A 13,701-nucleotide genomic window follows, 5' to 3' on the forward strand; every position below is an offset into this window, starting at 1 on the left:
TCACCCCTCGAAGGCAGGTTCCAATAGCCTTGTCAGGTGTTTATGGTCGCCAGACATAGGGCGCGGTCGAGGTCACTTCCGGCACTGGGGCGGTCAGGTCGGCGCCCTGTTTCGGATCGGTCTGTGATGACTGATCGACAAAGCCGCTGTAGACGCCCTTGCTGAGCTTGGGGCCGCCGCGCACCTCGGCATCGCCCAGGATTTCGGCGGTACCGGACAGTTCGGTGCCTGGCTCGAAACCGCCGATACCGAGGAAGGTGGTCTCGACCTTGGCGTTATCGGTAACGGTCACGCCATCGTCGATGATACTCATGGCGCCGATGACCGCATGGCCGGAGACCGTGCCGCCACGCACCAGGGCGTGGTCCTCGATGCGGGCATTGCCTTTGACCGTGCCGCCGGTGACGCGAGCATAGGGGCCGACATAGACCGAGGCGTCGACATGGGCGGCATTGCTGACCCAGCCGCCGCCATTGGCCTGGATATGGCCGCCTGTGCCCGGCGTATAACCCGGCTCATACCCTTGCGGCAGGGCGCCGGTCAGTTGCACCATCCATGGGTAACGATAAATGGAATAGTACGCCTGGTCCCACTGGATCTTCTGCTGGCTGGAGGGCGTGCCGACCACGACCATATAGACCGCCTGATCGCCGGCCTTGAGATCGAACGACAGGTCGCCATCGGCACCGCCCATCAGCGGACCATAGCGCGGCGTGCCGTCGGCCTGGATGGCGACCACGCCCCAGCGCCAGTCGGAATCGGGCTGCGGAATCGAGGTTGGGGCATTGGTAAAGCCGGGCAGGGTGGTCGTGGCCGGCGCCGTCTGCACCACACCGCGGAATTTGACGGTGATCTTGGTGGCGCCGGCATCAGGCATCAGGCGCACGACATTATAGCCCCAGCGTTGTGGCGCCCACGCATTGGGCACGGCAAAGCGGCGCTGGCCGAGGTCCATCGGATCGAGCGACGTGACCCGCAGGGCCCGCTGGCCGTCGCGCTGGTCATAGGAACCATATTTGGCGCGGTAGGTCGGGCCCTGGTCATTGCCGTCATGGTCGACATAGTCCCAGGTGATGTTGCGCAGCGCCCATTCGCCGAACTCGTCATTGAGGTCGGCGACCGACCATTTCTGATTGCGCATCAGGGTGCTGAACGGATCTTCCTCCAGATAACCAGCCTGGTCGGGCTTCAGGCCATTGGCCCAGATGTCGTTGACAGCCGCATAACCGTATTTGTCTTTCAGGTATTCGAGGAACTGCCAGTTGCAGTAGCGATCGCGGGTCGAGCCGTAATAGAGGTGCGGGAAATTGACCAGCAGTTCGGAACAGTGGACCTCGTTGCGGTATTCCGGCATCTGGTGGGCCATCCAGTTGGCATGGCTTTCCCACAGCCAGCCGACATATTTGCCATCGCGGAAACTGCGCGTCGAGCCTTGCAGCGCATGGGTGAATTCGTGCGCCAGGCCCCAGTGATCCTTGAGCGCCAGTGGCCCGATCCACATGCCCATGTCGCGGTCGCCGGTCGGGCCGCCGGTCAGGCCAAAGGTCGGATCGAGATTGATATTGGCCTTGTGCTTGTTGGCGGTGTCGCAATAGGGCTCCGGGAACTTGATCTGGCCGATAAAGGTGGTCCAGACGGTCTCCAGATAGTCTCCGGCCGAGACGGCATCAGCCTTGTTGACGTCGCCATCCTTCCAGCGGAAGGCGAAATGCGCGGTTTCGTACTGCACGGTCTGTTCGTCGGGCGTGCCGGAAACCACGGTCCAGGTGCCGGCCGCGCAGGCACCGGTGACGGGCGGTGTGACAGGCGGCGTCACGGGCGGGGTTTGCGCCGAGGCTGAACTGCCGCCGCCGCATCCCGTGAGGAGCGCGCAAACCGGCAGCAAGGCAAGGAGGGATACGCGGGCACTCAAGGGATGGCGGAGCATGGACGGGCTTTCTTATATTTATGCAGCGGTGCCGGCGGGCGCGGCGGTGAAGAGCAGGATGTCGAACACCATGGCGGTGGAGCGGCCTTCCTTCGGAACCAACTTGACGGTGACCGAGGTCTTGCCCTGGGTCAGGGCTTCCGGCACCGGATACTGCTCATCGAAGAACTCACCCGGCTTCATCGGCGTCTTGTGCGAAACATTGGTCAGCAACTGGCCGTCGATCAGGATATCGAAATCGCAGCGGTCATCGCCCCAATAGGTCGCCTGCATCACCAGCGGGCCGGGTTTGACGGCCATGGTGAAGGACATAAAGCCGCCGGAGCGGGCGTCACGGCCATTGCGGCCGCGATAGGTGCCGGGCCAGGAAACATCGGATTCGAGATTGTGGTCGCGCTCGGCCTGCATTTCGCCGAGGTGCATAACATCGACCGAACGGGCGGCCAGATCGCGCTGGCGGGCCTGTTCGGTGAGGAAGGCGGCTTCTTCCACCTTCCAGGCGGCGTCGTCGAACGCCTTGAAATAGACGGCGCTGCGACGTTCCCACTGGCTGTAGAAGGGGACGATCTTCAGTTCGCCCGGACGGCCGATTCCCACGGTCTTGAACTCGGCTTTTTCGATGGCCACCGGCGCGAAACCGGCCAGCAGGTCATTGCCCACCAGGGCCGGATCGGTGGCCTTGTAATCCTCATCGACCGAGGCAAGGTCGGCCGCCATGACCATAGGCCCGCGCAGGATCGCCACCACGCCGGGATTATCCGAGGTCGGCTCGATGTGCAGTTCCATCGGCAGGTCGAGCGCCAGGCTGTCACCCGCCTGCCAGACGCGATCGACGATCAGGTAGCCGTTGTTGCGCGCGGCTTCGACCGGCTTGCCATTGAGCTTTAGCGCGGCGGTGCGCGCCCAACCGGGCACGCGCAGGGCCAGCTTGAAGCGGGCCGGACGGCGCAGGTTGGTCAGGCTCAGCTTGACCGCGCCGTCATAGGGGTAGCCGGTATCGAGGCGCACGCTGGCGCCCTTGCCGGCCCACTTGGCGGTCGAGGGGATATAGAGATTGACGAACAGGGTATCTGTGGTCTGCCAGTAGATCGACTCGGCGTGTTTGGCGTGACTTTCCATACCGGTGCCGTGGCAGCAGGTCCAGTTATCGATCGGATCGGAGAAGCCGCGGGCCGCCCCCGTGAACAGCGGCGTCATGTAGGAGAACATGCCGGTCTTGGGGTTCTGCTGCGCCATGACGTGATTGAGGTGGGCGCGCTCGAAATAGTCAAAATATGAAGCATAGGGTGACCAGCGGTACAGGTCGCGGGTCAGCTTCATCATGTTGTAGGTGGCGCAGTGTTCGCAGGTCGCCTCGGTGATGTGCTTCGAAATTGTGTCCGGTTCGAAGAAGTACTCGCGGTCGCCATTGCCGCCGATGACGAACGAATGGTGCTTGGTGACGCGCTCCCAGAAAAAGGCCGAGGCGGTGTGGTAATCAGCCTTACCGGTGACATCATAAAGACGTGCCAGGCCCAGGACTTTCGGGATATTGGTGTTGGAGTGGATATTGGCCAGCTTGTCCTGCTGGGCCACCAGTGAATCGAGCACCTTGTGGTGATAGAGGCGCTCCGAAAGCCTGAGCCAGCGCGGGTCATTTGTGCGCTGGTAAAGCTCGGCGAAGCTGTCATTGATGCCGCCGTGCTCGCAGTTCAGTACCTCCTGCACCTGGGCGTCGGTGAGGGCGGCGAAGACCTTGTCGATATAGCCGCCGAGATTGACCGCGACCGGGATGGCCTTGTCGAGACCACATAGCGCCTGAACATCGAACAGGCCGCTATAGAGCTTGTGCCAGTTGTAGAAGGGCACCCAGCAGCCATTAAGGTCGAAGCCCGCAGAGCGGATATTACCGGCCATTATCTCCGGGAAGATCTCCTTGCCATCGACGATGGTGCCGTCCTTGCGCTTGCGCAGGAAGCCGGCGACATAGTCATCGCCCTGGGCGCCCTGGATCAGGGCCAGTTCGTCAATGACATAGGCGGCGCGTTGTTTCAGCACCGGATCACCCGTCTGGGCGTACATCAGCGCGATGGCGGAGAGATAGTGACCCAGGCTGTGGCCGGCGATGGTGTCGTTTTCCCAGCCGCCATAGGCTTCGGCCTTGGGCTTGAGACCCGCACCCTTGCGGAAATTATGCAGAAAGCGATCAGGCTCCAGCGTCAGCAGATAGGTGTGGTTGACATCGAGCGCGGTCTTGTAGAGCGAGGGCAGGAGACGCACATCAGACAGCGGCAGGCTGCTGATTTTTTGCGGTGTCATATTGCCGGCAAAACTGCGGCTTGAAAACAGGCCAAACCCTGCGAAGGCCGCCGTTGCAGTTAAGATTTGGCGACGATTGCCCGTCAGATTGGCCATTTTTACCTCCAGTTGTCGGACAATTTGGTATACAATATACGCTGAATTGCAAGCCTTAAAGCGCAAACTTACTGTAATTCGGTGGCGTTTCGGCCCGAAAAATATTTACTTTTGACAGGATTTCGTCCGGAGAGCGTATGAAAATCGTCGATGTTTTTGTATTACCTGCCGGTAAGGGTTGCAATTTTATGATTTAATACAATGTATTATCAGTGATTTCAGGTTGCGTTCCTGTAAATGGAATGCGGGTAGGTCCTACCCTTAACCTGTTGCATATTCGCTACATTAAATTGTCATGTTATTAGATTTGTCACGATATTGCCGTATATCGTATAAAATATTTTGACGATCTTCGATTTTCATGTCCACATCGTGTCATCAGTTTATCAACGGGGAATACAAATGTTGACGACACGAGTGAGTAAGAGCGTATTGCTGGCCGCCACCGGTCTGGCCGCGGCCATGATCTGCGCGCCGGCCCTGGCGCAGGACGCCACAGGGGCGCCGGAGCCGACCGCCGCCGAAAAGGCCGCTACCGCCCAGGCCGAGGCCCAGAGCGATGAGGTCATCATCGTCAAGGGGCTGCGCAAGAGCCTGAAGACGGCGGTAGATCGCAAGCGCAATTCAAAGCAGATCGTTGATTCGATCGATGCCGAAGACGCCGGCAAGCTGCCTGACAACAACGTTGTTGAAGCCCTGGCGCACGTCACCGGTGTTCAGATCACGCGTGCGCGCGGTGAAGGTGACAGCATCATGATCCGTGGTCAGGGCGATATCCAGACTACACTCAACGGCGCTCCGAACGCCTCCGGCGCCGGTCGTACCGCCTCGCTCAACGATATTCCTGCCGAACTGCTGAAATCGGTGCAAGTCTACAAAACCCGCAGCGCCGATCAGGTTGAGGGCGGTATCGGCGGCACGGTCAACGTCGATCTGCGTCGTCCCCTGGACCTCAAGAAGGGCTGGACCTTCGCCGGCAGCGTTCGCAACGTCTATGGAAGTATTGGTGACACTGAAAGCCCCTATGCTTCGGCTCTGATCGCCAAGCGTTTTGATACGCCAGTCGGTGAAATGGGTTTCCTGGTTAATCTGTCTTATCAAGAAAACAACTATAACGAACAGTATGTCACGAGCGAAACGCCGCAAACATTCTGGGGTGATCAACTGACAAGCTTGCCAGCCGATCACAAGGACGCTATCGGCATGTACCGTGCTCAGTACGGTGTCGAAAGCGGCAAAGTCCGCCGGCCAGCACTGAACGCCTCCTATCAGTGGCGAGTAAATGACCAACTCGATGTTGTTCTGGAAGCATCTTCATTTAATTCCAAAGAAAATCGCGCCTACAGCGCTCTAAACACGCGCTTCAAAGACGGACCTGGCGTGCTGTCCAATATCGTGTATGGCCCGGACGGCAAAACTATTCTGTCGATGACCGAAACAGATCCGAACCCGACGGACGGAAACATTCTGCCGGTCGGCCCCACATCACGTGATGATTTTAACAAGGCGACAAATAATCGGGTGAATTTTGAAGCCCATTGGCATAATGACCGCGCGACGGTTAACTTTGCCGTTTATCGTGACGAGAATACTTTTGATAATCAATGGGTCACGCAGACACTTCGCTTAAATGGTCTGACCGGATTGAATGTTGATTTCAATTCGAACCAAATTGAAGGCGGCGGCCCTTACGTTGAATACATCGGCGCTAACCCGGCTGACCCAAATGCCTATGGCGTCAAGGAATGGGAAGATGGCAAGGGTTTTGAAAACAGCGATGAAACAGTTTGGTCTACTGACCTGACCTATCGTCTGAGCGACGACAAGTTCTTCCGTTCGTTCCAGATGGGCGTTCGTCATAGTGATCGTAATGTCGATCGTGCCTATGGCTATCGGTATGCCGGTTTCAATACGCCGGTGGACGTGGTTGATTTCGCTGGTGGTCTTGATCTGGAGCAGGTGCAGAGCGACACCGGTAGCGCAAACGAACCAAGTTGGTTCCGTATTTCACGCGAAAGCCTGCTGGCTAATTATGACACGATCCGCAACTATCTCTTTACTGAACGCGATTATCATGGCGGCTCCGGTGATTGGGATGATGAAATCGTCGATACCGAATTGATGCAGGGCAGCTTCAGTTCGGTAGAGAAGACGGCGGCAATCTACGGTATTTTGAATTACGGGTTCAAAGCCTGGGATATACCGGTGGATGGTCAGATTGGTGTCCGTTCTGTCCATACCTGGGGACAGAGCGTAACGACTAATCAACTCGTCGATAATACCTCGCCAACGGGTCTTCGCCCTAACCCTGTAACGACAGCGGGCGACGGTACTGACGTCATGCCAAATGCAACGGCAATGATCCATTTTACGCCGAAACTACAATTGCGATTGGCCTATACGGTCAATATCCAGCGTCCGAATTTTATTGATGCCAGTTCCTTCGTGTTCTTTGACACAAACGGTTGTAACTGTGGCTGGGGCGGTAACCCGGACCTGCGTCCCAACAAGGAAACCAGTTACGATGCTTCGCTCGAATATTACTTCGGTCGTGGCGGCGTCCTGTCGGCGGCGGTATACAACAAGAAGCCGGATGGGTTTATCATCTACGGAACAACCAAGCAGATGCAGGATGGCATTGAATACACTATCAGCCGTCCAATTAATTCCGATGGTGGTGAATTCCAGGGCATTGAACTGAATGCTCAAGGTTTCTTCGATTTTCTTCCATCGCCGTGGAATAACTTCGGTGGTCAGGCAAACTTTACCTATAACTCCAAGGCCAATATATATTATTCATACTATAATGGACAGTTGATCGATCAGGCTTTGATTGACACTATTCCGGGTATTTATGATGCGCCGAACAACTCAAAGTCTACGTATAACTTGACGCTGTACTATGAGACCCCGAAGTTCAGCGCCCGGGTCGCCTATAACTATCGAGATAGCTGGCGTACGGCTCTCGACGGGTACTCGGCGCTTGGGTACAGCACTTACTTCGGGCCGACGTCTCGACTGGATGCGGCATTCGATTATACGCCGGTTAAATGGATGACTATTGCGCTGGAAGGCACCAATCTTCTGGAAGACAATTCCAATACCTATTACGGTGCGAACCATCTGATCCCGGCCGGCGTCCGCGTTGCGGCCCGCACAGTACAGCTCAGCGCGCGCTTCCGCTACTGATCCTGATAGTTGCTTAAAGCAAAACCCCCGCCGGGCGACCGGCGGGGGTTTTTGTTTGGCTGTCAATAAATCAGATAGTGACCAGGGCCGGCGAGGGGCAGGCCCTGGCGACATAGTCGTCGTGCAGCGGCATGGCATTGGCCAGGCCCGCCGTGCCTTCGCGGACGCGGTCCATGCGCCAGCGGAATTCATCCTCAGGCATCAGGTCGGCGACCGGGTGATAGGATTTCGGCGTCAGGCCCTGTCCGATCAGCACGGCGAACCAGCTTGCTTCCTTGAACAGTTCATCCGGTTTCACCAGCGAGATATTGTGCTGCGTGAAGCTTTCCAGCCGGGCTTTCAGGCTGTCGGGGATGTCCATATGCTTGCAATAGGCCCAGAAAGGCGTGTCCTCGCGCTGGGTGATCTTGTAGTGCGCGATCAGGAAGTCCTTCACATCGTCATAGGCGAACAGCATCTCGGCATTGAAGCTGTTGCGCAAGGAATCGGTGATCCGGTCGCGCGGGAAAAAACGGATCAGCTTCATGATCGCTTCCTGCACCAGATGAATCGAGGTCGATTCCAGCGGTTCGAGAAAGCCGCTGGCCAGGCCGATGGCGACGACATTGCGGTTCCATTGCAGCTTGCGATGGCCGGTGGTGAAGCGGATGATGCGCGGATCGGCCTGGGGTTTGCCGTCCAGCCGTTGCAGCAGAAGCTCGGCAGCCTTGTCTTCGGACAGGTAGTTTTCGCAGAAAACATAGCCGTTACCAGTGCGGTGCTGGAGGGCGATGCGCCATTGCCAGCCGGCTTCGCGGGCGGTCAGTTGGGTGTAGGGCGTGACAGGCTTTACCTTATCACAGGGTACGGCGGCGGCGCGGTTGCACGGCAGCCAGTGGCTCCAGTCGGTATAGCCGGTCTTGAGGGTTTGCTCGATCAGCAGGCCGCGGAAGCCGGAGCAATCGATAAACAGGTCGCCCGTGATGGTCTGGCCGCTTTCCAGCGTGACCGAGGCGATATCGCCCGTTTCCGGATGCTGCGTGACGGTGGTGATCCGGCCTTCCTGGCGGACCACGCCGCGCGCCTCTGAGTAGCGGCGCAGGAATTTGGCATAGAGCGAAGCGTCGAAATGGAAGGCGTAATTGACGTTCGGCGCCTTCGGATTGATCTCGCTCATGCGGCCGAAGCGTCCCATGCGCGCGGCAACGGTCTGCGGATTGAACAGGCCGAAATCGGCTGATCCGCCAGCCAGGCGATAACGCATCCAGTAATGGGTGAAGTTGACGTTCATATCGACGCCATAGGTGCCGAAGGGATGGAAATACTCGCTGCCGATAGCCGACCAGTCGAGGAAGCGCAGGCCCAGCTTGAAGGTGGCATTGGTCTCCTTCATGAAGCGGTTTTCGTCGAGTTCGATAAGCTTGTTGAATTCCTGGATGGTCGGGATGGTGGCTTCGCCGACCCCGACCGTGCCGATTTCATCCGACTCGATCAGGGTGACGCTGTACTTTTGCGTGCCGAAGACTTTCGAGAGCGCCGAGGCGGCCATCCATCCGGACGTGCCGCCGCCCACAACCACGATCTTACGAATAGTCTCTGTCATTTGCACGCCTTAAGAAAATGTCCGGAATGATTATGACCAGCGCGGTGATGATGTCAATTCAGCGGTATATCGTATAAAATATTTGACAGTTTCGGGAAACCGTGCGGAATAAAGTCTGACAAAATATACTGGGGGTTTTGACATGCGGATAGCGAAACTTTTTGCCTTGTGCGCGGGCGTAGCACTGGCGGGCATCGCCCACACGGCTGGGGCCGAAACGGTTACGGTCAAGGTGCCGGGCACGTCCATGCCGTGGATTATCAAGAAGAAAAATCCGGACCTGCCGTATGGCAAGGCCGATGGCACGGCGCCGGCGGTGGCGCCACTCAAACTGACGCCCGGCATGTCATTACAGATGATGGCCACGGGCTCGACCACGACGGTGGCCGGTGGCGGCAGTTTCGATCCGGGCGGCCAGGCCGAGTTCGTCTGTGACGATCACCTGGGCGGCTCCGGTATGCCGTTCCCCAGCATGTACATGTCTCACGGCTTCTACCCGGTGCATCTCAATGAGCTGGTGGCGATTTTCACCGATGGCAAAGGCAAGATGGTCAAGTCGCCGTTCCCGGTTGGCACCGGCCTGACCATTACAGTGCCGGAAGGCGCGGAGGCGATTCAGTTCGGCCTCAATGACGATATCTATGCCGATAATTCCGGCGAGATCGACGTCACTATCACCCCGGCGGCGGCCCAATAATTCAGACCAATAACTAATAAACGGCGAGATTTCTCCATGCGTCCCTTGTCCTATGCTCTTGCCGGCGGCCTTTCGCTGCTGGCCCTGTCCACCATTGCCCACGCGGAAATCGCGCCGATCGCCGAGCGTTACGCCATCGCTCAGGATTACCTGGCCGGCAAGACTGGTGAACTGGTCACTGACCTCGACCTGCGCGCCCGCTTCGTGGCCGGCGGAACAAAGGTGCTGTATCGCCATGGGGCGAAAGGGCAGGGGGTGATTGCGCTGGCCGATGCCGCCACGGGGCAGGTGACTGACCTGACCACCGAAGCCGCCCTCCAGCCGTTGCTGGCGCCGGTGATGGGGGCGGACGCCAAAGGCCCATTCGATGTGTCGCCGGAGGATTATGACGCCGAAAAGCGCCTCCTGACGCTCAATTCCGGCGGCAAAAAGCTGATCCTTGATATGGCGGCCAATACGGTCACCGCTGCACCGATCGAGACGAAGGCTGCCGATGACGGCGTGGTCTCGCCAGATGGTCTCTACAAGGTGATCCACAAGGGCTATGATCTGGCCCTGGTAGAGATTGCTACGGGTAAGGAAACGGCACTGACCGCCAATGGCAGCTATGATCAGCGCTATGGTATGAACTACCCGATGTTCGCCGACATGGTTGAGGCCAATACCGAGACTCCGCCGATGCCGGTCAGCGTGCAGTGGTCGCCGGATTCGAAGCAGATCCTGACCTATCGCCTGGATCGCAACGGCAGCTATATCTGGCACGGCGTCCAGCCCAATCCGCCGGGCAGCCAGATGCCGCGCCATTTCGACTATGTCTATCCGACCGCCGGCGCTGAAAAAGTACCGCAGTTCGTGCCGGTGGTGATTGATGTGGCGGCTTCGCTGAAAGGCATCGTAGCGCCCAAGGTGCTCAATGTGCCGTCGGATTCCATGCTGTGGCCCGGCGATCCCAATATCGGCTGGAACAAGGACAAGGTCGTCTATCAGTGGACGAAGCGCGGCTATGGTGAACTGGTGCAGTATGAAATCGATCCGGCCAGCAATGTGGCGACGGTCAAGGTGCGCGAGGCGGTCAAGCCGCTGGTAACGGTAACCTCGTCGTCGATCCGCGCGGTGCCGGAACTTGAGGGCAGCCTGGTCATTTCCGAGCGCACCGGCTGGGCGCAGCTTTATTTTGTCGGTAAGGGCGACAAGCCCGAAGGCGGCAAGGCCCTGACCAGGGGCAACTGGGAAGTCACCGATATTGTCCGCATCGATGACAAGGCGAAATCGCTGCTTATCACTGGCATCGGCCGCGAGGCCGGCGTCAATCCCTACTTCTCCAGCCTGTACAGCCTGACGCTTGACGGCGCGATCCGTAACCTGACGCCGGAGCCGCTCGATCACGATGTCAGCGTGTCGGAAGACGGCAAGACCTTCATCGACCGCCTGTCGAGCCCGACCACGCCGACCCGCACCCTGCTGCGCAGCGCCACAGACGGCCATATCATCGCCGAACTGGGCAAGGCCGATCCGTCGGCGCTGCTGGCCAGCGGCTTCACCCCGCCGGAACCGTTCAGCACCCTGGCCGATGACGGCAAGACCATGCTCTACGGCATGATCTTCCGGCCGAAGAATTTCGATCCGTCGCACAGCTATCCGGTGATCGAATATGTCTATACCGGCCCGACCACCCATGTGATCGATGAGACCTATGGCCGTAATATCCGCAATCCGGCCGAGGGCATGGCGCAGATCGGCGCCATCGTGGTCGAGATCGATGCCCGCGGCACCTCGCAGCGCGGTCAGGCCTTCCGCCTGCCGGCCTATCAGAACCTGGGAGAGGTCGGGCTGGACGACCATATCTGGGTGCTGAAGGCGATGAAGGCGAAATACAGCTATTTCGATCTGGATCGTGTTGGCGTATTCGGCCATTCGGCCGGCGGTTATGACGCGGCGCGCTTTATTCTGCGCCGTCCGGACTTTTACAAGGTGGCCGTGGCCAATTCAGGTAATCAGGATGAGCGCCTCGACAAGGCGTGGTGGCCGGAAGTCTCCATGGGCATCGCCGACGACGCGACCTGGGAGAAGAACTCGAATATCTCTGTCGCGGGCAATCTCAAAGGTCATTTGATGCTGACCCATGGCGACATTGACGACAATGTGCCGGTGGCGGCGACCCTGCGGCTGGATGCGGCCCTCGTGGCGGCCAACAAGCCGCACGAACTGGTCATCTTCGCCAACCGCACGCATAACTCGGTGGGCCCCTACTACTGGCGCAAGCATATGGACTTCTTCACCCAGCACCTGCTGAACGAGACCCCGCCGGCGTTCTGAACGCCGGCGCCAGGTGTCAGTAGTCCTGAACCGTAGGGCGGAACAGGATCTCGTTGATATCGACATCCTCAGGCTGGCTGATGGCGAAGGCCACGCATCGGGCAAACGAATCGGCCGGAATGGCCCATTTGTCGTAACGGCCGCGGACCGCGGCGGCCATGTCCGGTTCAGTGCTGGTGGCTGGCAGTTCGGTATCCACCGCGCCCGGTGATATGATGGTCGAGCGGATATTGTAGGGCTTCACCTCCTGGCGCAGGCCTTCGGAGATGGCGCGCACCGCGTGCTTGGTGGCGGCATAGACCACGCCGCCGGGGCCGACCTTATGGCCGGCCACCGAAGACACATTGATGATCTGGCCGCTTTTCTGCGCCTGCATGTGGGGCAGGGCGGCGGCGATGCCATAGAGGACGCCCTTGATATTGACGTCGATCATCTGGTCCCACTCGCCGATCTTCAGGCGTTCGAGCAGGGATTGCGGCATGATGCCGGCATTGTTGATGATCACATCGATGCGGCCATGCAGTTCTATCGCCCGGTCGACCAGGGCCTGGACCTGATCGGCCCGTGCCACATCGGTCTGGACGACGGCGCCTTCCGGCAGGCCAAGCTCCGCGGCAAGGGCCTGCAAGCGGCCGAGGCGGCGCGCACCGAGCACGACCCTGGCGCCCTGTTCGCTGAGCAGCCGAGCGGTGGCTTCGCCGAGGCCGCTTGAGGCGCCGGTAATGACGACGACCTTGTTGATGATGCCTTGTGTCATGGGGAAACCTTTCGTTATTGAGGGGCGAGTTCGCCGTAAAAATAGGATGCCGTGACCCCGCCATCTATCAGAAAATCGCTGCCGATGATGAAGGCGCCTTCCGGCCCCATCAGCAATGCAGCCAGGGTAGCGATCTCGTCGGGTGTGCCGGCGCGGCTGGCGGGGGAGAGGCTTAGCATTCGTCGGTAGACTTCGCCGCGCGGTCCGGTCAGTTCGTCACGGGCCAGCGGCGTCATGATAATGCCGGGGCTGATCGTATTGATCCGCGCCCCGCGTTTATTCCAACGCACGGCCTCGGCCATGACACGCAAACTATTACCGCGTTTGGAAAGCTGATAGGCGTTTAGCGAATCCGTCACGTTTTGCAGGAAGGACAGGGCCAGCAGGTCTTCGACAGGTGTGGTCGCCAGCGCCATGTTCTGTTCCGGCGTCAGTGCACCGAGGCGATGACCGGATTGCGAGGCGATAACCACGCCGGCGCCGCCCTTTGCGATGACGTTACCAAACAGTTCCAGCACCAGGGCTGTGCCGTAGAGGTCGACCTTGAGGATGGTTTCCGGTGAAGCCTGGGACGGTGAGACGCCGGCCGCCTGGATTAGACCGGTAATATCCCCGATGGCGGTCGCGGTCGAAACCAGTGTTTCGACGGAGGCGCGTGACGTTATGTCGACGCTCGCCGCAGTGACCTCGAAGCCGGCCTCAAGCAAAGCCCTCGCGGCGGCTTCGGCGTTTTCAAGGCGCAGGTCGGCCAGAATGATATGTTTGCCGGCACTGATCCGACGGGCGATTGCGACGCCAATCGATCCGGCACCAATAAGTACAGTGACATTTGTCATGAT

At 59.0% G+C, this 13,701-nt stretch carries 8 protein-coding genes; 3 read left to right on the top strand and 5 right to left on the bottom strand.

What is annotated here, in order from left to right:
• Nucleotides 1-40 precede the first annotated feature (40 nt).
• Nucleotides 41-1,927, bottom strand: coding sequence for an Svx/AvrXca family virulence/avirulence protein (locus ACTHND_RS06770; RefSeq protein WP_440177041.1), 1,887 nt, complete (start codon nt 1,925-1,927; stop codon nt 41-43).
• An 18-nt stretch (nt 1,928-1,945) separates the two neighbouring features.
• Nucleotides 1,946-4,321 carry a beta-L-arabinofuranosidase domain-containing protein gene (locus ACTHND_RS06775; RefSeq protein WP_440177043.1) on the bottom strand — a complete coding sequence of 792 codons (2,376 nt, stop codon included), beginning with the start codon at nt 4,319-4,321 and terminating at the stop codon, nt 1,946-1,948.
• Nucleotides 4,322-4,723: 402 nt separating this feature from the next.
• Here ACTHND_RS06775 and ACTHND_RS06780 point away from each other — a divergent pair, with 402 nt between their 5' ends.
• On the top strand, nt 4,724-7,510 hold the full coding sequence (locus tag ACTHND_RS06780; RefSeq protein WP_440177045.1) for a TonB-dependent receptor: 2,787 nt from the start codon (nt 4,724-4,726) through the stop codon (nt 7,508-7,510).
• Nucleotides 7,511-7,580: 70 nt separating this feature from the next.
• On the opposite strand, the gene ACTHND_RS06785 is transcribed toward ACTHND_RS06780, so the two are convergent.
• Nucleotides 7,581-9,092, bottom strand: coding sequence for a tryptophan halogenase family protein (locus tag ACTHND_RS06785; protein WP_440177047.1), 1,512 nt, complete (start codon nt 9,090-9,092; stop codon nt 7,581-7,583).
• Between the two features lie 142 nt (nt 9,093-9,234).
• Here ACTHND_RS06785 and ACTHND_RS06790 point away from each other — a divergent pair, with 142 nt between their 5' ends.
• Together ACTHND_RS06790 and ACTHND_RS06795 are read left to right on the top strand one after the other, a co-directional pair.
• Nucleotides 9,235-9,789 (top strand): hypothetical protein, encoded by a 555-nt coding sequence (locus tag ACTHND_RS06790; protein WP_440177049.1) that lies wholly within the window; start codon nt 9,235-9,237, stop codon nt 9,787-9,789.
• 36 nt (nt 9,790-9,825) lie between these two features.
• Nucleotides 9,826-12,105: a DPP IV N-terminal domain-containing protein gene (locus tag ACTHND_RS06795; RefSeq protein ID WP_440177051.1), complete on the top strand. Its 2,280-nt coding sequence runs from the start codon at nt 9,826-9,828 to the stop codon at nt 12,103-12,105.
• Nucleotides 12,106-12,121: 16 nt separating this feature from the next.
• On the opposite strand, the gene ACTHND_RS06800 is transcribed toward ACTHND_RS06795, so the two are convergent.
• Both ACTHND_RS06800 and ACTHND_RS06805 read right to left on the bottom strand, forming a co-directional pair.
• Nucleotides 12,122-12,862 (bottom strand): SDR family oxidoreductase, encoded by a 741-nt coding sequence (locus ACTHND_RS06800; protein ID WP_440177053.1) that lies wholly within the window; start codon nt 12,860-12,862, stop codon nt 12,122-12,124.
• Between the two features lie 14 nt (nt 12,863-12,876).
• On the bottom strand, nt 12,877-13,698 hold the full coding sequence (locus ACTHND_RS06805) for an SDR family oxidoreductase (RefSeq protein ID WP_440177055.1): 822 nt from the start codon (nt 13,696-13,698) through the stop codon (nt 12,877-12,879).
• Nucleotides 13,699-13,701 lie beyond the last annotated feature (3 nt).

The organism is Asticcacaulis sp., from assembly GCF_051954415.1.
In the GTDB taxonomy this organism is placed as follows: domain Bacteria; phylum Pseudomonadota; class Alphaproteobacteria; order Caulobacterales; family Caulobacteraceae; genus Asticcacaulis.